The organism is Hamadaea flava, assembly GCF_024172085.1.
GTDB classification, from domain to species: Bacteria; Actinomycetota; Actinomycetes; order Mycobacteriales; family Micromonosporaceae; genus Hamadaea; species Hamadaea flava.
The window spans coordinates 3,445,835-3,466,661 of sequence record NZ_JAMZDZ010000001.1 but is presented as its reverse complement, the minus strand read 5'-3'; the positions used below and the strand labels follow the sequence as shown (position 1 = coordinate 3,466,661).

Annotated in this window: 20 protein-coding genes; 16 read left to right on the top strand and 4 right to left on the bottom strand. The window is 69.2% G+C overall.

All coding sequences use genetic code 11. From position 1 onward, the window contains the following. Positions 1-58 precede the first annotated feature (58 nt). The 6 genes from HDA40_RS16160 (at position 59) to HDA40_RS16135 (ending at position 7,614) form a co-directional block, all read left to right on the top strand. Positions 59-1,333: an ABC transporter substrate-binding protein gene (locus HDA40_RS16160; RefSeq protein ID WP_253756591.1), complete on the top strand. Its 1,275-nt coding sequence runs from the start codon at positions 59-61 to the stop codon at positions 1,331-1,333. Positions 1,334-1,395: 62 nt separating this feature from the next. Then, positions 1,396-2,298, top strand: a complete 903-nt coding sequence (locus tag HDA40_RS16155; RefSeq protein ID WP_253756589.1) for a carbohydrate ABC transporter permease — start codon at positions 1,396-1,398, stop codon at positions 2,296-2,298. Continuing rightward, positions 2,295-3,176: a carbohydrate ABC transporter permease gene (locus tag HDA40_RS16150; RefSeq protein WP_253756586.1), complete on the top strand. Its 882-nt coding sequence runs from the start codon at positions 2,295-2,297 to the stop codon at positions 3,174-3,176. The genes HDA40_RS16155 and HDA40_RS16150 overlap by 4 nt, the downstream gene beginning before the upstream one ends. An 81-nt stretch (positions 3,177-3,257) precedes the next feature. Continuing rightward, positions 3,258-5,141, top strand: a complete 1,884-nt coding sequence (gene dxs / locus HDA40_RS16145; RefSeq protein WP_253756584.1) for a 1-deoxy-D-xylulose-5-phosphate synthase — start codon at positions 3,258-3,260, stop codon at positions 5,139-5,141. A 125-nt stretch (positions 5,142-5,266) separates the two neighbouring features. Continuing rightward, a complete protein-coding gene (locus tag HDA40_RS16140) occupies positions 5,267-6,529 on the top strand; it encodes an outer membrane protein assembly factor BamB family protein (RefSeq protein ID WP_253756582.1) in 1,263 nt (420 codons plus the stop codon). Beyond that, positions 6,526-7,614: a hypothetical protein gene (locus HDA40_RS16135; RefSeq protein ID WP_253756580.1), complete on the top strand. Its 1,089-nt coding sequence runs from the start codon at positions 6,526-6,528 to the stop codon at positions 7,612-7,614. Before HDA40_RS16140 ends, HDA40_RS16135 begins: the two co-directional genes overlap by 4 nt. Positions 7,615-7,718: 104 nt before the next feature. Here the strand turns inward: HDA40_RS16135 and HDA40_RS16130 are convergent, their stop codons facing one another. Continuing rightward, a complete protein-coding gene (locus tag HDA40_RS16130; protein ID WP_253756578.1) occupies positions 7,719-9,008 on the bottom strand; it encodes a C39 family peptidase in 1,290 nt (429 codons plus the stop codon). 177 nt (positions 9,009-9,185) lie between these two features. Between HDA40_RS16130 and HDA40_RS16125 the strand changes: the two genes are divergently transcribed. Genes HDA40_RS16125 through HDA40_RS16115 form a run of 3 tightly spaced genes read left to right on the top strand, consistent with a single transcriptional unit; the run spans position 9,186 to position 11,418 of the window. Beyond that, on the top strand, positions 9,186-9,863 hold the full coding sequence (locus HDA40_RS16125; protein WP_253756576.1) for a response regulator transcription factor: 678 nt from the start codon (positions 9,186-9,188) through the stop codon (positions 9,861-9,863). Further along, complete coding sequence (locus HDA40_RS16120; protein ID WP_253756574.1) at positions 9,860-11,029, top strand: sensor histidine kinase; 1,170 nt, start codon at positions 9,860-9,862, stop codon at positions 11,027-11,029. Before HDA40_RS16125 ends, HDA40_RS16120 begins: the two co-directional genes overlap by 4 nt. Beyond that, entirely contained in the window at positions 11,026-11,418 is a 393-nt protein-coding gene (locus HDA40_RS16115) for a VOC family protein (protein WP_253756572.1), read from the top strand. The genes HDA40_RS16120 and HDA40_RS16115 overlap by 4 nt, the downstream gene beginning before the upstream one ends. Positions 11,419-11,478: 60 nt before the next feature. Here the strand turns inward: HDA40_RS16115 and HDA40_RS16110 are convergent, their stop codons facing one another. Next, positions 11,479-13,971 carry a right-handed parallel beta-helix repeat-containing protein gene (locus tag HDA40_RS16110; RefSeq protein ID WP_253756570.1) on the bottom strand — a complete coding sequence of 831 codons (2,493 nt, stop codon included), beginning with the start codon at positions 13,969-13,971 and terminating at the stop codon, positions 11,479-11,481. Positions 13,972-14,156: 185 nt separating this feature from the next. After that, the gene (locus HDA40_RS16105; RefSeq protein WP_253756568.1) at positions 14,157-14,801 is read right to left on the bottom strand and encodes a TetR/AcrR family transcriptional regulator C-terminal domain-containing protein; all 645 of its coding nucleotides are present in this window, start codon (positions 14,799-14,801) and stop codon (positions 14,157-14,159) included. A 57-nt stretch (positions 14,802-14,858) separates the two neighbouring features. Between HDA40_RS16105 and HDA40_RS16100 the strand changes: the two genes are divergently transcribed. Continuing rightward, positions 14,859-15,641: an alpha/beta fold hydrolase gene (locus HDA40_RS16100; RefSeq protein WP_253756566.1), complete on the top strand. Its 783-nt coding sequence runs from the start codon at positions 14,859-14,861 to the stop codon at positions 15,639-15,641. 10 nt (positions 15,642-15,651) lie between these two features. Here the strand turns inward: HDA40_RS16100 and HDA40_RS16095 are convergent, their stop codons facing one another. Next, complete coding sequence (locus HDA40_RS16095) at positions 15,652-16,227, bottom strand: hypothetical protein (RefSeq protein ID WP_253756564.1); 576 nt, start codon at positions 16,225-16,227, stop codon at positions 15,652-15,654. Between the two features lie 120 nt (positions 16,228-16,347). Between HDA40_RS16095 and HDA40_RS16090 the strand changes: the two genes are divergently transcribed. From HDA40_RS16090 to HDA40_RS16065, 6 genes are all read left to right on the top strand, one after another. Next, the gene (locus tag HDA40_RS16090) at positions 16,348-16,881 is read left to right on the top strand and encodes a YlcI/YnfO family protein (protein WP_253756562.1); all 534 of its coding nucleotides are present in this window, start codon (positions 16,348-16,350) and stop codon (positions 16,879-16,881) included. Between the two features lie 97 nt (positions 16,882-16,978). Next, the gene (locus tag HDA40_RS16085; protein ID WP_253756560.1) at positions 16,979-17,821 is read left to right on the top strand and encodes a DUF4097 family beta strand repeat-containing protein; all 843 of its coding nucleotides are present in this window, start codon (positions 16,979-16,981) and stop codon (positions 17,819-17,821) included. A gap of 41 nt (positions 17,822-17,862) precedes the next feature. After that, entirely contained in the window at positions 17,863-18,624 is a 762-nt protein-coding gene (locus tag HDA40_RS16080) for an ABC transporter ATP-binding protein (protein WP_253756558.1), read from the top strand. Further along, on the top strand, positions 18,624-19,376 hold the full coding sequence (locus tag HDA40_RS16075) for an ABC transporter permease (protein WP_253756556.1): 753 nt from the start codon (positions 18,624-18,626) through the stop codon (positions 19,374-19,376). The genes HDA40_RS16080 and HDA40_RS16075 overlap by 1 nt, the downstream gene beginning before the upstream one ends. Positions 19,377-19,539: 163 nt before the next feature. Further along, entirely contained in the window at positions 19,540-20,067 is a 528-nt protein-coding gene (locus HDA40_RS16070; protein WP_253756554.1) for a PadR family transcriptional regulator, read from the top strand. Next, positions 20,067-20,825, top strand: coding sequence for an ABC transporter ATP-binding protein (locus tag HDA40_RS16065; protein WP_253756552.1), 759 nt, complete (start codon positions 20,067-20,069; stop codon positions 20,823-20,825). Before HDA40_RS16070 ends, HDA40_RS16065 begins: the two co-directional genes overlap by 1 nt. Positions 20,826-20,827 lie beyond the last annotated feature (2 nt).

Below are 20,827 nucleotides of genomic sequence, written 5' to 3'. Positions count from 1 at the left end.
GCGTACCCCCGCCGGCCGACCTAACGACTCACATGGACGTGATCCGATGGAGGGTGTCATGCAAGTCAACCGTAGGCAGCTTCTCGGCGCCGGTCTGGGCGCATCCGCACTGCTCGCCCTCCCCGGCTGCTCCAGCAGTGGAGACTCCGGCTCCGGCGGCGGTGAGAAGAAGGTCGAGGTCTTCTCCTGGTGGTCCGGACCGGGCGAGGGTGAGGGCCTGGCCGCGCTGATCGAGGACTTCAAGAAGAACAACGCGGGCGTCGAGTTCATCAACGCCGCCGTGGCCGGTGGTTCGGGCACCCAGGCTCGTCAGGTGCTCACCTCGCGGTTGCTCGCCAACCAGCCGCCGGACAGCTACCAGCTGCACGCCGGGCAGGAGGCGGCCAGCGACATCAAGGCCGGCAAGCTGGAGCCGATCGACTACCTCTACGACGCCAACAGCTGGCGGGACAAGTTCCCCAAGGGACTGACCGAGAAGCTGACCATCGACGGCAAGATCTACGCCGTCCCGGTCAACATCCACCGGTCGAACCTGCTCTTCTTCAACCCGAAGAAGCTGGCCGAGTGGGGCATCAGCGCGCCCGGCAAGACGTGGTCCGAGCTGGTCGCCCAGGGCAACACGCTGAAGGGCAAGAACGTCAAGCTGCTCAGCGTCGGCACCACCTGGACGCAGATGCACCTGATGGAGAACGTCCTGCTCGGCGAGCTGGGCACGGACAAGTACAACGGGCTCTGGACCGGCTCGACCGACTGGAACGGCGCCGACGTGATCGCCGCGCTCGACACGTTCAAGCAGTTGCTCGCGCTGTCCGTGGTCAGCACCGACGACTGGCAGCCGACCATCGACAAGGTGGTCGCCGGGACGGCCGCGTTCAACGTGATGGGCGACTGGGCCGCCGGATACCTCCAGGGCGCCAAGGCGCTGAAGTACAAGACCGAATACGACGTGGTCGCCTCGCCCGGCTCGGCCGGGGTCTACAACTTCCTCGCCGACTCGTTCACGCTGCCCAAGGGTGCGCCGCACAAGGCGTACGCCGAGGCGTGGCTGAAGGAGTGCGCGTCCAAGGAGGGCCAGGACCTCTTCAACCCGAAGAAGGGCTCGGTGCCGGCCCGGCTGGACTCCGACAAGTCGAAGTACACCGACTACCTCGGCTGGGCGCTGGGCGAGTGGCAGAACTCGGCCACCGTCGTGGTCGGGTCGCTGGTGCACGGCGTCGTCGCCAACAACGCGTGGAAGGCCGAGATCGAGAAGGCCTACGGCGTCTTCTTCCAGGACAAGGACTCGAAGAAGTTCGCCGGCGCGGTCGCGGCCGCGTACGCCGCCAACAAGTAAGCGCTGCTCGCGAGGGCCCGGTCGATCGGCCGGGCCCTCGATCCGGCGAGGGGAGAAGTGACGTGCGCAGCCGCACACGGCGCAGCATCGGCAAGTGGCTGCCGGGCCTGATCCTGGTCGCGCCCTCGCTGATCGTCCTGGGCATCTTCGTGTACGGGTTCATCGGCTGGAACGCCCGCTATTCGTTCACCGACTGGAAGGGCCTGACCCCCAGCGACACCTTCGTGGGCCTCGACAACTACCGCGAGCTGTTCGCCGACGAGACGTTCCGCAACGACTCCCGCAACCTGATCATCTTCACCCTGGTCTTCATGCTCGGCTCGCTCCTGCTCGGCCTGTTCATGGCCCTCCTGCTGGACAAGGGCGTCTGGGGCGAGGGCTTCCTGCGGTCGGTGTTCCTCTTCCCGATGGCGATCTCGTTCATCGCGACCGGCATCATCTGGCGCTGGCTGCTCAACAGCGACTCGGGCGAGAGCACCACCGGGATCAACAAGCTCTTCGACGTCGTGGGGCTGGACTTCCTCCACAGCGAATGGCACAAGAGCGACTCGATCTTCGCCGTGGCCTCGATCGCGCTGCCGGCCGGCTGGGCGCTCTCCGGGTACGTCATGGCGCTGTTCCTCGCCGGGCTGCGCGGCATCCCCGAGGAGCTGCGCGAGGCGGCCCGCGTCGACGGCGCCGGCGAGCTGCGCGTCTACTGGCACGTCGTACGCCCGCTGCTGCTGCCGGTGCTGATGAGCGCGGTCGTCATCCTCGCCCACATCTCACTGAAGACGTTCGACCTGATCTACGCGATCGACCCGGGCGGGCCGCGTACCGAGACGCCGGCGCTCTACATGTGGCTCACCTCGTTCCGCGGCGGCTTCTTCGCCCGCGGGGCGTCGATCGCGACCATGTTGTTCGTCGCCATCGCGCTCGTGGTCGTCCCGTACATCTGGTATTCGATGCGGCAGGAGCGCCGATGACCGCCCAAGCCCCGACCGCCCCGCGGACTCAGACCCAGGAAGCGCCGCCGGAGCGGTCCGCCAAAACCTTCCGCTGGGGCCGCTTCGTGCGGCAGCTGATCCTCTTCGCGCTGGCCTGCCTCTTCCTGATGCCCGTGTACGCCCTCCTGGTGACGGCGCTGAAGGACCCCGCGCACGTCGACGTCGTGAAGATGTGGGGTCTGCCGGACGGACTGTCGCTCGACTCGTTCAAGACGGTCTGGCCGCAGTTGCTGCCGGGCTTCCGCAACAGCCTCATCCTGACCGTCCCGGCCAGCCTGATCTCCTCGCTGCTCGGCGCGATGAACGGGTTCGTGCTGGCCAAGTGGCGATTCCCGGGCGCCGACATCGTCTTCCCGATCATTCTGTTCGGCATGTTCATCCCGTACCAGGCGATCATCATCCCGATGTTCCAGGTGCTCAAGGACGTCGGCCTGTGGGGCGGGCTGGACGGGCTGATCCTGGTGCACATCATCTACGGCCTGCCGATCACCACGCTGATCTTCCGGAGCTACTTCTCCGGCCTCCCCGACGAGTTGATCGACGCCGCCCAGGTGGACGGCGCGGGCATGCTGCGTACCTTCTTCTTCATCGCGCTGCCGATCGCCCCGCCCGCCTTCGCGGTCTCGATGATCTGGCAGTTCACCTCGGCCTGGAACGACTTCCTGTTCGGCTTGATCCTCACCCGGACGGAGTACTGGCCGATCACGGTCGCCCTGAACAACATCGCGGGCGGCCAGACGGTGCCGTTCAACCAGGCGATGGCCAGCGCGCTGCTCGCCAGCATTCCGACACTTCTGGTGTACGCCCTTCTGGGTCGTTTCTTCATGCGGGGGTTGATGGCGGGGGCGCTCAAGTAGCGCTCACGTAGCGATCATGTGTCGAACCGCAACCACGTCTAACGTCCTGCTCTCTGGGATGCTCCGATAGACTTCTGCTCCATGAGCAGTGACATCCTCAGCACCATCACCTCGCCTGCGGACCTGAAGGGGATGAGCTACGAGGAGCTGTCCCTGCTCAGCGAGGAGATTCGGGACTTCCTGATCACCAAGGTCGCCAAGACCGGCGGCCACCTGGGCCCCAATCTGGGCGTCGTGGAGCTGACGCTGGCCCTGCACCGGGTCTTCGACTCCCCCCGGGACAAGTTCGTCTTCGACACCGGCCACCAGTCATACGTGCACAAGATGGTCACCGGGCGGCAGGACGGCTTCGACCGCCTCAAGCAGCGTGGCGGTCTGACCGGCTACCCGAGCCAGGCCGAGAGCGAGCACGACCTGGTGGAGAACTGTCACGCCTCCACTGCTCTCAGTTACGCCGACGGGCTCGCGAAGGCGTTCACCCTCCACGGTGAGGACCGTCACGTAGTGGCGGTCGTCGGTGACGGTGCTCTCACCGGTGGCATGTGCTGGGAAGCGCTGAACAATATCGCGCACGCCAAGAACCCCGTGATCATCGTCGTCAACGACAACGGCCGCTCCTACGCGCCGACCATCGGCGGGCTCGCCGACCACCTCGCCACCCTGCGCCTCAACCCGGGCTACGAGAAGGTGCTCGACCTGGTCAAGGACTCGCTGGAGCGGACGCCGCTGGTCGGCCGCCCGCTCTACGAGGCGCTGCACGCGATCAAGAAGGGCATCAAGGACGCCGTCGCCCCGCAGGCGATGTTCGAGGACCTCGGCATCAAGTACATCGGGCCGGTCGACGGCCACGACCAGGCCGCCGTCGAGAGCGCCCTGGAGCGGGCGAAGAAGTTCAACGGCCCGATCATCGTCCACGCGGTCACCCGCAAGGGCAACGGCTACCAGCCCGCCCTCGACGACGAGGCCGACAACTTCCACGCCCCGGGCGCGTTCGACCCGCTGACGGGCAAGTCGCTGGCGGCGCCCAGCCTGAAATGGACCCACGTCTTCGGCGAGGAACTCGTCGAGATCGCGTCCGAGCGCTCCGACATCGTCGGCATCACCGCCGCGATGCCCGAGTCCACCGGCATCGACCGGCTCGCCGCGAAGTACCCCGAGCGGGCGTACGACGTCGGCATCGCCGAGCAGCACGCGACCACGTCGGCGGCGGGCCTCGCCCTGGCCGGCCTGCACCCCATCGTGGCGGTGTACGCCACCTTCCTCAACCGCGCGTTCGACCAGGTCCTGCTCGACGTCGCGCTGCACAAGCTGCCGGTGACCTTCGTCCTCGACCGGGCCGGGATCACCGGTCCGGATGGGCCGAGCCACTACGGCATCTGGGACATGTCGGTCTTCGGCGTCGTCCCGGGCCTGCGCATCGCCGCCCCCCGCGACGCGGCCACGCTCCGCGAGGAACTGCGCGAGGCGGTCGCGATCGACGACGGCCCGACGATCGTCCGCTTCCCGACCGGCTCCGTCCCGGCCGCTCTGCCCGCGCTGCGCCGAGTCGGCACGGTCGACGTCCTCTCCGAGGCCGACCGCAAGGACGTCCTGCTCATCGGGGTCGGCTCGTTCGCGCATACCGGGGTCGCCATCGCCTCCCTGCTCAGCGAGCAGGGCATCGGCGTCACCGTCGTCGACCCGCGCTGGGTCCGCCCGGCCCCGGCCGAGCTCGTCGACCTCGGCCGGGGGCACCGCCTCGTCGTGACCGTCGAAGACGGCGTACGCGACGGCGGCGTCGGCGACGCGGTCAGCAAGCTGCTGCGCGACCACGAGGTCGACGTCCCGGTCCGCGACCTGGGCGTCGAAGCGCGCTGGATTCCGCACGGCACCCGGAACGAGATCCTCGCCGAGCTGGGCCTCACCGCGCCGGAGATCGCGACCAAGGTCGCCGCCTGGTACGCCGGAGTCACCGCCAAAGCCTGACCGCTCGGAGGCGCTCGCGCCGATGTGATCTTGAACGGTTCATGTCGCCAGAGCGACGGCAACTCTTCAAGATCGCACACGCGGGGCGTAGAAAGCCGAATGCCCGATGCTGACGGAGCAACCGGGTGGCGGGGCGGACGCGTTCCTATGGCGTGACGCTGATCGACCTCGGTGAGCCGAGCCGCTACGACCCCGGCCGGCCGCCTCCGCTCCAGCAGCTGCTGCGAAAGCTGCTGGCTGCGGGCACTATGGCGAGGGCCAGGCGGGCCGCGCTGGCAGCGTTGCTGGTGGCGCTCGCAGCGGCGGTGGCGGGGACCGCGCCCGTGGTGGAGCCGCTGCCGGAGGTGCATCGGGTAGGCCGGTTCGTCGAGTCTCCGTGGCGTTTCGCGACAGAGGACTTCGTCCTCAACGCCACCCCGGACGGCCAGACCATGATCGCTTCGGGGTTGGACGGGTCGGGCGAGAAGTGGCGGCTGAGCATCGGCAACGTCGGGCCGATCCGGGTGGCCGCGAGCGCGGGGAACGTCGCCGTGCTCGCGGGCGGGATGCGGACGGTGCTCGACGAGGAGACGAGCATGTATCGCGAGTCCGTCGTCGCGGTCGATGTGCGTACCGGCGAAGCGTTGTGGGATCGGGAGGAGGAGCCGGTCTACGGCGCGGCCGACCTGGTGGTGCTGCGCGCACAGACCGGCGCGCTGACGGGGGTCGACATCGCCACCGGGCGCCTGGTGTGGCGGGTCGAGCTGCCGTCCGCCGCCCAAGTGGTCGTGGTCGACGACGCGGGTGGGAAGGAAATGGTCGTCCTCTGGCCGGACGGCACGGTCGAGGTGATCACCACCCGGACCGGCGTGGTCACCATGGTGTGGCGCGTACGCCGGGCGGCGGACGGCCTCGTCTTCGCCTGGCGGGATGTCGTCGTCCTCCAGGAGACCTCCGCGACCGGCGCACAGGTGCGCGTTTACCGCCGTGGCGCAGCGGAACCGTTGTGGCACAAGGATTTCGGCCGCACTGAGTTCTTCCTGCACCCGTGCGGGGATTGGCTGTGCGAGCCGGGCGGCCGGCTCGACCCCGCCACCGGGGCTGCCGCGCCGGCAACGGTGGTGCCACCGGACGAGGTGACGGTCGGCCGCTGGGAGCCGATCGGGGAGTACCGCGGCCGCCAGCTCGTCCGGCTTGACCCCAGCCTGTCCGGGGATTCGCAGATGTGGCTGGGCGTCGTGCGGACCGCGAACCAGGTTCGCCCGCTCATGCCCCTCGGCGGGCGCGCCAACGCCTGTATCTTGATCGGGAACTGGCTCTACTGCGACGGGTCGGCCGTGGTCGACGCCGTCTCAGTGCGGCTGTCCGATCTAGACGGACTGCTGGCGGAGGTGGGAGGTCTGGCGTGACGCTGATCGATCTGGGCGAGACCGGACGCGACGAGCCCGAGTGGGAACCGCGCCGGCCCGGTTGGCGGCAGCGGCGCCGGGAGATCCTCGCGGGGTTGATCGCGATCGCGGTGTTGCTGCTGCCCCAGGCGTCCGTACCGGCCACGGCGGCCGCCTTGCCGATCGTCCTCCAGCCGCTGGCGGGCGTGGTCGACGACGTGCACATCGTCGGGGACGTCGCGCTCGGCGTACTGTCCGAGACGGTGGAGGTCGCGGCGGTCTCGCTCGACACCGGCGCGCTGCTCTGGCGCCGCCCCGGGGTGGCGGTCTACGCGACCGATCCGGCCGCCGGCCGCGTCGCGCTGGTCGGCCGCGCCGGTGGGCGTACAAGTCAGATCGAGGTCGTGGAAGCGCGGACCGGGCAGCTGGTCGAGGCGTGGCCCGACGCGCTGCCCGTCTACTCCCATGGCCGGCGGGTGGTCGCGCGCTCCGCGCTGCCCCAGGCCGCAGGCGAGCGTGCGGTCAGCGTGATCGACGGCCTTCTTCAGACGGTACGCGGAGAGCAGGGAGACTACAGCGTCACGTTCTGGCGCCCGGACGGCGAGCGGATGGTTCCCTTGTGGACGCAGGAGATGGTGGGCAGCCCCGTGCGCGCCTTCTTTCCCTGCGGCGGTCTGGTGTGCGCGGCCGACCGGGGCGGGGTCAGCGGCCTCGACCTGCGGACCGGCCGGCTGGTGTGGGCGGCCGTGCGGTTCACCGTCACCGACGAGACCGACGACCTGCTGATCGGGCGGCTCAGCGACTCGCTGGGCCGAGAACAGAACGTGGCCCTCGACCCCCGTACGGGAATCGTCGTGGCCCGGCTCGGCCGCTGGCACATCGCCGGAACGGTCCTCGGCCGCACCGCCGCCTACCTGCCCGGATCGGCCGGACGGGCGTGGCTGGGGACGGTCGACCTGGCCGCCGCCCAACCCGCCGTACGCGCCCGAACGAACCTGACCGCGCCGGTCGACCGCTGTGTCGCCGGCGGTACGCGCCTCGTCTGCTTCAGCGGAGTCGCCGGTCAACCCCCGTTCGCCCTGAGCGTGCTGGCCGCGCGATCATGACCGAAGGTTCATGATCGCGCGGCGTGTCGCGTCCGTAGCGCCCTGATCAACTCCGTTGCGCCCTGATCAACTCCGCGAACGGCGGGGGTGAGGGTGGGGAGGGGTTACCAGTTGGGTTGGGCGGGGGGCGTCGGCAGCGCCCGACCGGGCGGGGTGATCACGTAGACGACGCCGCGCGAGGAGGTCTGCCAGGCGGCCTCCCACTCGGCCCGGCCCACCGACTTGACCACGACGTCGTCGCTCGGTGACGCCGGGTCGTTGACGATGGGGTCGCCCGAGGCGGTGAAGCCGGACAGCACCATGAGGTGGCCGTCGGTGCCGTAGGTCAGGCCGGGGATCTGGCCTTTCTTGAACGACAGGGAGGTGACCAGCGGCAGGCCCGCCGCGATGAACAACTCGGCCTCGTTGAGCGAGCGCAGCCGGGTGATGAACCCGGTGAGCCCGTAGCGGCCGGCGTACGCGGGGTTGAAGGGCCAGTTGCCGCAGCCGGAGTAGGCGTAGTCGTAGGTGCCCCGGGCGGCGTGGTCCACCCAGGGGTCCTGATAGGACGGATCCACCCAGGCGTAGTCGGCGGCCGGGGGCAGGCTGTTCCAGAACCCCATGATCATCGATACCGACGTCGGGCTGCACCACGCCTGGCCGCCGTTGTCGTACTCGGGGTATTGCCCGGAGTGGATGCTCTGGGAGAAGCCCGGAACCGTCAGCAGCACGCCCTGCGCGGCCTTCGGCGTCGACACGGTCCACTTCTTCGGCACTGCGGGCAGGTGCGACGCCATGGCGCCGAAGCTGGTCAGCGTGGGGGCGTCGGTGCTGCCGGCCAGGCGGAGCAGGGTCACCCGCAGCTGCCAGCTCGACAGCTCATGCCCGGCGGCGGCCGAGAAGGTGTCCGTGTAGACCGTCCCGTCGGTGTCGCCCTGGCCGGTCACCGAGGTCCGGTGGAAGTCCACGTTGTCGGCGGCCCAGCGGCCCAGGACGTACCACTTGGTGGTGTTGCCCAGCGTGGTCACGCCGCGTACCTCGATCTGGACCCAGCTGCCGCCCGGGGTGGTCGCGGTCCACGACGCGATCAGCTCCTGGGCGGTGAAACCCGGGGCCACGAACGCCGAGGTCCACGTCGCGAAGTCATAGTTCCGCGTCGCCCCAGTCACGGCATCTGTGTACGCCGTCTGCCCGGCCGCCGTGGCGAACGTCAGTCGGCCGCCACTGGCGGCGGTGCCGTTGAACGTGCCTGTGGCGTAGTCGGCGTCGGACGCCCAGCGACGGAACACGATGTCCTGGTTGGGATAGGGCTGGTCTTTCACCTTGTCTCCGGCCTGCGCGGGGGCGGCCAGCATAGCCGGGACGCTCGCGGCAGCGGTTACGGCTGCCGCACGAAGTACACTGCGTCTCTTCATTGAGGAACTCCTTCGAGCAGGGGGGATGCGAAGGCTCGTCGTCCGACAGCGTGGCGGACGACCGGTCTAGCCGCAATAGCTCGCCGGTTAAGAATTTTCTCGACCGGATCATCCTCGGTGAAGACGTACCAGTCGGTGTCACGGCTGGAGTGGCACGAACCGGGGAGGATTCGGGCTATGCGCGTACTCGTGATTGAGGACGAGCAGCACCTGGCCGACGCCATCGCGCGGGGCCTGCGCCGGCACGGCATGGCGGTGGACGTGGCCTACGACGGCGACGCGGGCCACGAGGCCGCCTTCGTCACGCGGTACGACGTGGTCGTGCTGGACCGGGACCTGCCGGGCGTGCACGGCGACCAGATCTGCGCGGACCTGGTGGCGTCGGGGGCACTGACCCGTGTGCTGATGCTGACCGCGAGCGGCACGGTGGCCGACCGCGTCGAGGGCCTCAGCCTGGGTGCGGACGACTACCTGCCGAAGCCGTTCGACTTCAGCGAACTCGTCGCCCGGGTGCAGGCGCTCGGCCGGCGGGCCACCCCGGTCACGCCGCCGATCTTGCATGTGGCCGATGTCACCCTCGATCCGGCCAAGCGCATCGCGACCCGGGCCGGTCAGCAGCTCGACCTGACGAACAAGGAGTTCGGGCTGCTGGAGGCGCTGCTGCGGGCGGACGGCGCGGTCGTCAGCACCGAGGAACTCCTCGAACGTGTCTGGGACGCCAACGCCGACCCGTTCACCACGATCGTCCGGGTCACCATGCGTACGCTGCGACGCAAGCTCGGGGACCCGCCGCTGATCGAGACGCTCGTCGGCGCGGGCTATCGGATCACGGCCGAACCCGCGGACCAGTCGTGAGACGCCGCCTTCCGCGGCCGACCCTGCGCCTGCGGCTGACCCTGCTCAACGGGCTGCTCCTGGTCGGCGCGGGCGCGCTGCTCATCGCGCTCGCCTTCCTGCTGGCCAGCGAGGCGCTCCAACCGGCCGAGCACCTCGATCCGTCATCCCAGGTCGTGCTGGCCGACGGCCGCCAGCTGCCGGTCGAGGAGTGGGAACGGCAGCTGCGCCGCGACGTCGGCGCGGAACTGCTGGAGAAGGGCCTGCTGGCCCTCGTCGCGATCAGCGTCGTGGGCGTCGTCGGCGGGTACGCCGTCGTCGGCCGCGCGCTGCGTCCCCTCCAGCAGGTCACCGCGACCGCACGCCGCCTCGGCGGGCAGAACCTCGACCAGCGCATCCGGTACGAGGGCGCCGACGACGAGGTGGCCGAACTCGCCGGAACCTTCGACGCCATGCTCGACCGGTTGAAGGTCGCCTTCGACTCGCAGCGGCGTTTCGTCGCCAACGCCTCCCACGAACTGCGTACGCCGCTCGCCGTGATGAAGACTGAGATCGACGTGACGCTGTCGGACCCGAAGGCAGATCTGGCCGAGCTGCGCCGGATGGGCACGGTCGTCAAGGACGCCTCCGAACGGGCGAACGCCTTGGTCGACGCGCTTCTCGTGCTGGCCCGGTCGGAGGCGCAGACCGCCCTGGCCCGCAAACAGGCGGCCGATCTGGCGGACGGCGTACCGGGGGCGCTGGACGCGATGTCCCGGGAGATCCGGCGGCTTGACCTCGACGTCGCCCTCGATCTGGCGCCCGCGCCCGTCGTCGGCGACCCGAGCCTGCTGGAACGCCTGGCGGGCAACCTCATCGAGAACGCCTGCCGCTACAACCACCGCGACGGGCGGATCTGGGTGCGTACCGGCAGCGGCGGGGGGACCAGCCAGCTCATCGTCGGCAACACCGGCTTCGAGGTCGACCAGGCCGACGTCGAGGGCCTGTTCGAGCCGTTCCGCCGGGGTGGGCGGGAGCGTACGGGCGCCCGGGGATCCGGCCTCGGCCTGTCCATCGTCCGGGCCGTCTGCCATGCCCACGGCGGCAGTGTCCACGCTGTCGCGCTGCCGGGTGGCGGCCTGGAGGTCACCGTCGCGGTTCCCAGCGCTGTTCTCGGTGCCGCTGAGGGAATATCATCTGGCCCGTGACTGCCTTGATTCGGCATATCACCGTGGACTGCGCGGACCCCTACACGCTGGCCGGGTTCTGGAGCGAGGTCACCGGCTACCCACGGCATCCCTCCGACGAGCCCGGTGCCGACCAGGCGCTGCTCGTCGCGCCCGACGGTGAGGGCCCGGGGGTGTTGTTCTCGCGTGTTCCGGTGGAGAAGGTCGGCGAAGCGAGAGCCGGTCGCCGCATTCATCTCGACGTCATGCCCACCGTCGGGACTCGGGACGACGAGGTCGAGCGGCTGAAGAAGATCGGCGCGACGGAGTTCGAGGATCACCGCAAGCCCGACGGCACGGGCTGGGTGACCCTGGCCGACCCGGAGGGCAACCTCTTCTGCGTCGAGCGCAGCGCTACCGAACGGGTCTAGGCGTTCCTGAGAGACCGGTCCTCGGCTGCTCAGAGAGCGGGCCGAGAACCGGTCGCCTGCTCACCCGGCGTCGGTGATCAGCACCTGGTCGAGGTACAGGCTGTCGTTCGCGACGCCTGAACTGCTGTAGACCTCGACTGCGACGTTCGCGGTGCCGGCGGGCGCGGTGACGTCGGCGGTAGCCTTCTGCCAGCTGGTGCTCAAGGCGTTCAGCGGCACGAGGTCGGTCCCCAGGAGCGTCTGACTCGCGTCGAGCCACTTGACCCGGAGGGTGACGCTCGAGATCGCGCCGGTGCCCTGCTTGCCCCAGTAGCTGACCCGCTTGGCGCCCGCGCCGGCGGTGAAGCCGGGCCAGTTGGACAGCTGAAGCGCCCAGCCCCACGGATCGGTGACCGTGACGCACAGGCTGCTCGTGCCCGCGTGGGCCTGCTGCGTCGAGGCAGCCACCGTGGCGGAGTACCAGGACTGCCACTTGCCGACCGTCGACCCCGCTCCGGCGGTGTCGGCGTCGAGGAGGTTGGGCGCGTCGCCGACCACGAAGTCGTCCAGGTACATGTAATCCCCGGTGCTTCCGTTGCCGGTCAACGACACCAACGCGGTGGCGGATCCTGCCGGAGCCTCGACCAGCGCGGTGGCCGCCTGCCAGGTGGCGGTGAGCACGGGCAGCGTCACCTGATCGGTCTGCAGCACGGCCGAGCTGCCGTCCAGCCACTTGACCGTCAGCTTCGGCTGCAGGTTCGTGCCCGAGCCGAGCTTGCCCCACAGGCTGATCTTCTTCGTGCCCGCCGTCGTGGTGAAGCCCGGCCAGTTGCCGGTCTGCACGCCCCAACCGCTGCCGCCGGTCACGCCGACGCGCAGACCGGAGGTCCCGCTGTGCGCCGCGTCGGTGGACCGCGAGGTCGCCGCCGAGTACCAGTCCTGCCACTGGCCGATGGAGCCTTCCAGGGTCGCGGTGTCCGCGTCCAGGTCGCTCGTCGACGGGGTGGACGGCGTACCGCCTTCGTCGCCGTCGAACGTGCTGTTGGCCTCCTGGTTGTACGGCGCGGCCCGCCACGCGGAGTAGCCGATGGTCTCGCCGTAGCCCTTCGCGAACCGCCAGTTCCCGAAGTACTGGTTGTCGTGGAAGTGGTTGTTGTTGGTGAACATCACGGCGTTCTGCACACCGGCCACGGTGTACGGCGACCACGACATGTTGTCGGCGCCCGTGGCATAGAGCGCCTGTACGCCGCAGTAGGTGCCGGCGCAGGGGACGACCGTGCTGTCGAAGCGGAACTCGTTGTTGCGTACCTCGATGTTGGCGGAGTGCCAGCGGCAGTCGGTCAGGTACGGCGCGCTCGCGATGCTGGTGTAGCAGGGGTGCGTGGCGCTGATCGGGTTGGGGTACTCGTAGTCGTGCGGCTCGGGGATGAGCGTCGGGGAGACGAACGGCGTGCAGTACCCCTTGCTCGTGTTGCCGTTCGAGTCGCAGAAGCGGTTGGCGTTCTCGTAGATCGAGACGCCGGAGAAGTTGTCCTGGATCAGGTTGTCGTAGATGCGAATCGCGGCGGCGCCACTCACGGTGCTGGCCAGGCGGGCGTCGCCGCCCGACTCGGACAGGTAGATCGCCGGTCCGGGCGAGCCCAGGTTGTTGTTACCGCTCACCCAAGCGTTACGCGTCAGGGTGTTGTTGCGCATCGTGGCGTTGTAGCTGATCTCGTACCAGATGCCTTCGCCGTCGTTGTGGTCGATCAGGTTGCCCTCGAACAGGAAGTCGATGTTGTTCGTGTCCGCCCACAGCCCCGTGCCCTTGTTGTCGTGCACGTAGTTGTCGGTGATGGTGGCCCCGTTGACGTCCCAGAACTTGCCGCCGCCCGTGCAGCCGCACCCTTCGAACTGGCTCTCCCAGTCGTCGGTGTTGTTGCCGGCGATCTCGTTGTGGTCCAGGACGATGTTCTTGATCGCCGAGTCGCCGTCGATCGGCATCTTGAACATGCTGAAGCCGTACTGCCCGTTGTCCTTCAGGCAGTTGTAGGACACGACGTTGCCGGTCCCCAGGAAGACGGCGGCACCGTCGTTGTTGGACACGGTGTTGTACTGGATCGTCCAGTTGGTACCGGAGTCGTGGTTGACGACGCCCTCGTTCATGTTGTCGTTGCCACGACCGAAGTTCTTGATGGTCAGATACTTGATGGTGACGTTCGCGACGTCGCCCGTGAAGGCGTACAGGTTGAGGTTGCGGCCGTCGATGATCGCGCCGGGCCCGCCGAGGTACGTCGTGCCGGCCTTCGCGTTGATCTGGCCGTAGAGGTCGTCGGCGAAGGTGTGCGTACCGGGTGCGAACCAGAACGTCGCACCCGGCTGGTTGAAGTTGAAAGCGCTGTTGTCCCCGGCCGGGACGGTGACCGCGCCGGTGGGCGGAGTGGACGGCCCGTTCAGGACGCTGGTGTCACCGCAGATCGCCGCGGGCGGTGTGGTCGGCCAGGGCGGGTCCGCGGCAGCGGGATGGTCCGTCAGAACGACGACCGTACCCACGACCGACAGCGCCGTCAGCGCCGAGAACAGGCGGGCTTTCACCCTCTTTCCGTTCAAGCTTTGTGCCCTCCATATCAGACATTCGCCCCGCCCGAGGCTTCAGAGCGCTGAAAGGGACGGACGGAGCTATGGCGGGCAGACTATACCCATCGGATCTTGCTTGTGTCGATGGCGAAGATCGGCGTCTGACCAATGTCTACTGAGAAAACACGAGGGAAACACGCAGGTCAGGGCGCGAGAGTGGCTGAGGTGCCCGCGATCAACAGGCGCAGCCCGTACTCGAACGCCTCGTCGCCGACCGGACTTCCGCCGTCACGGAGGGCGACGAGCAGAGGGGCTGAGGCGTCGCCGGAGAGCAGTCCGGGCAGCCCTTCCAGCCAGGCGTCCGGCGTACGCGGGGGGCGGTCGGTCTGCTCTCGCAGGACGAAGCCGGTGGCGTAGTTCGTCACGGCCGTGATCGTCCGGAGGGCCAGCACCGGCGTGAACCCGTACGCCACGAGCCCACCCAATTCGGCGTTCAGCGCCTGGATGGTCCGGGTGCTGAGGCCCTGCGCGTTGGCCACGATGCGGGCGCCGTCTCGGTGTGCCAGCAGCGACTGGCGGTAGGCGCGCGCTCGGCGGGTGAGCCAGTCCTGCCACGACTCGCCGGGGTCGGGTGGGCCCATGCCGGGCGCCTGGACGATCGCGTCGGCGATCTCGTCGAGAAGTTCCTGTTTGGTGCGGATGTGCCAGTAGAGCGCGGGGGACTGGACGCCGAGTTCGGTGGCGAGCCGGCGCACAGTCAGCCCGTCCAGGCCCACCTCGTTCAGCAGGCGCAGCGCGGTGTCGATCAGGGTCTGCCGGGTCAGGCCCGGGCGGTTCGAAGCAGCCATTGCGCTCCAACTTAGCAGTGCTAATCTCTCCTTAGCGCTGCTAAGGGAGGGGTCGCCATGCCGGATGACAAGGTGCAGGTCGTCGACGAAGGCCAAGGTCAGGTGATCCTGGTCGTGCATCCCGGGCTCGACGACGGCGCGTCGTGGGGCAAGGTGGCGGCCCGGTTGACCGCACGGTTCCGAGTCGTCCGGATCCACCGCCGCCAGTACCGCCTGGATCTCGCGGATCGGCTGCCCTGCTCGATCGCCGACGAGGCCGCGGAGGTGGCGGCGTTGGCGCAGAGCTTCGACGAACCGGTGCTGCTGGTCGGGCATTCGTCCGGTGCCGTCGTGGCGCTGGAAGCCCTGGTCCGGTCGACGGCGTCCTTCAGCGGAGCGGTGCTCTACGAACCACCGGTCCATCTGCGTGTCGGCGAGTGGACCGCGGCCGTGGCGCATGCGCAGGCGGAGATCGCCGCCGGTCGGCCGGGGACCGCCATGAAGATCTTCACCCGGGACATCGTGGCCTTGCCGGGCTGGATCGCCGGCCTCATCGCGATGTTCGTCGCGTTCTCGCCGCGATTCCGGGCGCTGGCCCCGCATCAGGTGGACGACGCCGCCGCCATCGAGAACCTCGGCGTACGCCTGGACGCGTACGCGGGGATCGCCGTGCCGATCGTGCTGCTCGGCGGTGATCGCAGTCCGGCGCATCTGATCCAGCGCCTGAAGGCTCTCCAGAGCGTCATCCCCGCCGCCGAGCTGGTGACGATGCCCGGCCAGGGGCACGACGCCAATACGCGGGCCCCGGAGACGGTCGCCGGTGTCGTCGAGGGTCAGGCGGACAAGGTCTGGACCCGGTGAGCGAGCGCGGTCAGCTCCAGTCGGTCTGGTATCCGTCGTAGCGCAGGATGTCGAGCAGTTCCTCGTCACTGGGCTGGTGGACGGCGGTCACGACCTCGCGCAGCTCCGTCACGCGCTCGGGGTGATCGCCGCTCACGGTGGCGCTGTAGATCCGATCGCCGGCCCGTCGTCGCACGATGGTCGCGGGGTCGCTGTTGTCGGTGTCGAGCACCTTGACGTAGGTGTAGCCGTCGCCGAGATCGGTGCAGACCGTGACCGCCCGCGCGCCACAGCTCACGCTCCACACCGGTTCGCCACGCTCGTCGAGCAATTCGATCGCGTACCCGAGCGGCAGACCGTTGACGGCGGGGTAGGAGACGTCCAGACCGTTCGGGCCGACGTCGCCCATCGCCCGGTCGAGCGGCAGTTGGTCCGGCAGCAGCAACTGCGTACGCGGCCAGGGCGAGCGCCGGGTCAGGTCGGACAGGTCGATCCGGTCCTTCTCCGTCGAGCGCCAGTGCCAGAGGGCTGCGCCGAAGCCGCCGCACAGGAGCAGCACGGCGACGACGGAGCTGCCAAGGATGATGGGGCCACGGCGCGTACGCATCAGTCGATCATGCACTACGGCACTCGGATGGCACCATGATGACGCCGTTCTGAGCCAGTCTGGCATCAGTCTGAGCCAAGATGGCTTGCGTTGGTGCCATGCGTGTGCCATAGTGGTGCCATGGACTTGACCACGTATGTGAACAACCTCGGCCGCGAGTTCGCCACGCTGGCCGAAGGCGGCGGCGAGGAGGCGCGTGCGCTGGTCGAGCGCCTGACCGGATCGCTGGAGTCGGCGATCCGCATGACCCTCCTGGAGGCGTTGTCGGCCGCGGCCGACGAGATCACTCAAGATCTGGCACCCGGCTCGGTCGAGCTGCGCCTGCGGGGCCGCGACCCGAACTTCGTCGTGACCCCGCCGCCCGCCGAGCCGACCGCCGCGGTGACCGTGGACGCCCCGGCGACCGCCGATCGAGCGGCCGACAACGAGGCGCTGTTCGCCGAGGACGGGCCGTCCGCACGGATCAACGTACGCCTGCCCGAGCAGCTCAAGGCCGCGATCGAGGAGGCCGCCGCGAAGGAGGGGCGCTCGGTCAACGCCTGGCTCGTCCGGTCGGCCGCCGCCGCTCTCCAGCGAACCGAACGGGAGCAGCGCTTCGACCCGCTCGGCGTCGGCGGGCGTACCAAGCAGAGCTTCACCGGCTGGGTGCGCTAGCCGCACCGGCCGACACCGACTTTTCGCCACACCGACTTTTCGCCACCACGTCCCCACCTGCGGGGACGGTTCACCGACCCGTGATGAGGGGACCACCATGCCTACTTTCCAGACGCCCGAATCGATCGCCGTCACCATCGAGCTCGGCTTCGGTCACGTGCGGATCGCCGCGAGCGACCGAGCCGACACCGTCGTCGAGGTGCGCCCGAGCGACGAGTCCGACGAGTCCGACGTGAAGGCCGCCCAGCAGGTCCGCGTCGACTACAGCAACGGCCAGCTCCGGCTCGTCGGCCCGAAGCGCAAGCTCGACTTCTCCCGCAAGACCCGGTCCGTGGACGTCACCGTCGACCTGCCCACCGGTTCGCACGTCTTCGCCGATCTGCAGGCGGGCGACCTGCGGGGCGTCGGCCGACTCGGCGAGTGCCGGGTCAAGACGGGGGCCGGGAACGCCTGGCTCCAGTTGACCGGCCCGCTCAACGTGAACACCGGAGCCGGTGAGGTCACCGTCGACGGCGTCGCCGGCACGGCGGAGATCGGCACGGGTAGCGGCAAGGTCCAGCTGGGCATGATCGACGGCACCGCGGCGATCAAGAACTCCAACGGCGACACCACGATCGACTCGGTCACCGGCGAGCTGCGCGTACGCGCGGCGAACGGCAGCATCTCGGTCGAGAAGGCCGGCGCCGGAGTCGACGTGAAGACGTCCAACGGCAACATCCGGCTCGGCGAGGTCGTCCGCGGCTCGGTGACCCTGGGGACCGCCATGGGCAGCCTCGAGATCGGCATCGCCGACGGCACCGCGGCCTGGCTGGACGTCAACACCTCGTTCGGGCACGTCCGCAACCTCATGACCGACGCCACCAAGCCCGACGGCGCCGCGCAGATCGTCGAGGTACGCGGCCGCACCTCCTACGGCGACATCACCATCCATCGCGCCTGAACCCATTGAGAAGCGAACCCCTACTGAGAAGGGACCACCCCGTGACTGACAAGGCGATTCAGGTGGAGGGCTTGCAGAAGTCCTTCACGGGAGTCGAGGTGCTGAAGGGCGTCGACTTCGACGTGCGGCGCGGCGAGATCTTCGCGCTGCTCGGCTCGAACGGCGCCGGCAAGACGACCACTATCAAGGCCTGCGCGACGCTGCTCAAGCCGGACGGCGGCACGCTGCGGGTCGGTGGCTTCGACCCCGTCCGCGAGCCCGACAAGGTGCGTGCGGTGATCAGCCTGACGGGCCAGTTCGCCGCCGTGGACGGAATCCTGACCGGTCGGGAGAACCTGGTGCTGATCGCCAAGCTCCGGGCGGTCGCCGACCCGAGGAAGGTGGCGGCGGACCTGCTCGCCCGGTTCGGGCTCACCGAGGCGGCCGACCGCCGGGCGAGCACCTACTCGGGTGGCATGACCCGCCGGCTCGACATCGCGATGAGCCTGGTCGGCGAGCCGGCCGTGATCTTCCTCGACGAGCCGACCACCGGGCTGGACCCGGAGGGCCGGATCGAGGTCTGGAAGACGGTCAAGGAACTCGCCAAGAGCGGCACCACGATCCTGCTGACCACCCAGTACCTGGACGAGGCCGAGCAGCTCGCCGACCGGATCGCGATCCTGCACGGCGGGCGGATCATCGCCAACGGAACCCTCGACGACCTCAAGCAGCTGTTCCCGCCCGCGAAGGTTGAGTACATCGAGAAGCAGCCATCCCTCGAAGAAGTTTTCCTCGCCATCGTCGGCGAGAGGAAGGGCCAGTGATGAAGACGCTCCGCGACACCGGTGTCCTGTTCGGACGGTCCATGCGCCACATCGTGCGCAGTCCGGACACCATCATCACGGTGCTGATCACGCCGGTCATGCTCATGCTGCTGTTCGTCTACGTGTTCGGCGGCGCGATCCAGACCGGCACCGAGAAGTACATCGACTACCTGCTGCCGGGCATCCTGCTGATCGCGATCGCCAGCGGCATCTCGTACACCGCGGTGCGGCTGTTCTCCGACGTTCAGACCGGCCTGTTCTCCCGGTTCAACTCGATGCCCATCGGCCGCTCGTCGCTGCTGTGGGGGCACGTGCTGACCTCGATGGTGTCCAACGCCATCTCGGTCGTCGTGATCATCGGCATCGGCCTGCTCATGGGCTTCCGGGCGAGTGCGGACCTGCTGGGCTGGCTCGCGGTGACGGGCATCCTCGCCCTGTTCACCCTGGCGCTGACCTGGCTCGCGGCCATCCCCGGGCTGACCGCGAAGTCGATCGACGGCGCGAGCGCGTTCGCGTACCCGCTGATCTTCCTGCCGTTCATCAGCTCCGCGTTCGTCCCGACCGACACGATGCCCACCCCGGTACGCGTCTTCGCCGAGAATCAGCCCGTCACGTCGATCGTCGAGTCGCTGCAGTCGCTGCTGCACGACCAGCCCGTCGGCAACGACATCTGGGTGGCCCTGGCCTGGTGCGTCGGCATCGCGGCGATCGCATACTTCTTCGCGATGCGGGCGTACAAGCGCGTCGGCTGAGCGAAGGCAGGTCCACAGTGGCCGACCAGTGGCCGCCCACCGTCCGGTGGGCGGCCACTGCTGTCGTGCGAGGCAGAGGGGTTGCCGACTCTTTAGATAACCGCTATACATTGGCGGTCGCGGGAAACGCGGCCGGAAGGCGGCTGCCGGGAGGAGGCGATCCGTGCAGGACGTGGTGCTGGCGCTGCTGGTCAAGGAACCGTCGCACGGCTACGACCTGCGCCGGCGGCTGTCGGCGGCGCTCGGGCCGGTGGGCGAGACGCTCAACGCCGGGCAGATCTACGTGACGCTCACCCGGCTGGAACGGGCCGGGCTCGTGCGGCAGGAACGCGAGGACGAGCCGACCCGGGGACCGCGACGCAAGGTGTACGCGTTGACACCGCCCGGCCGCGACCGGGTCGGCGAGTGGCTGGCCGAGTCGGCCGGGGCCAAGCCGGATGTCGCGGAGTTCCACTTGAAGCTGGTGGCGGCGGCGGTGTCGGGACTGGCCGATCCCCGGGTGCTCGTCGCGGGACAGCGGCGGGAGCTGATGCACGGCCTCGGGCAGGTGCAACGGGCCGCGCTCGACTACGAGTCGGATTCCGAGCCCTGGCTGCTGCTGGAGGGCGTCGCGCTGCGGATGCAGGCCGATCTGCGCTGGCTGGACGTATGCGAACGGGTGTGGTCGGCCCGGGTCGGGAGGGTGGAGTGATGGCGGAGTCCGCGGCGCCCATAGTGCGCGCGATCGGTCTGTCCAAGGTGTACGGCGAGGACGAGAGCCTGGTCCGCGCGGTCGACGAGGTCGACTTGGAGGTGCCGGCCGGGCAGACGCTGGCCGTCGTCGGGGCGAGTGGCTGCGGCAAGTCCACCCTGCTGCACCTGCTCGGTGGGCTGGACCGGCCGAGCGACGGCGAGGTGTGGCTCGGCGGGCGGCGGATCGACCACTTCGGCGAGCGGGCGCTGGCGCGGCTGCGCCGCAAGGCGATCGGTTTCGTCTTCCAGGCGTACCACTTGATCGAGGAGCTGACCGCGGCGGAGAACGTCCAACTGCCGGCGCTGCTGGCCGGGGTCTCGCCGCGGACGGCCAGGCGCCGGGCGGTCGCCCTGCTCGATCGGGTCGGTCTCGCCGACCGCGCCGGGCGGCTGCCGGCCGAGTTGTCGGGCGGGCAACGGCAACGCGTCGCCCTTGCCCGCGCGCTGGTGAACGAGCCGCTGGTGGTCTTCGCCGACGAGCCGACCGGCAACCTCGACAGCGCCGCGACGCACGAGATCCTCCGGCTCTTCGCCGACCTGCGCACAAGAGGGCAGACCCTTGTCCTGGTCACGCACGACGAGCGGGTGGCCGCGACCGCCGACCGCGTCGTGTCGATGCGCGACGGCATGGTCACCGGCGACACCGGGTTCACCCGAAGCGGCGGAGCCGCCCGGGGAAACGGGCTCTACGGCAGCCTGCTGAGCTGGGAAGGCTGACG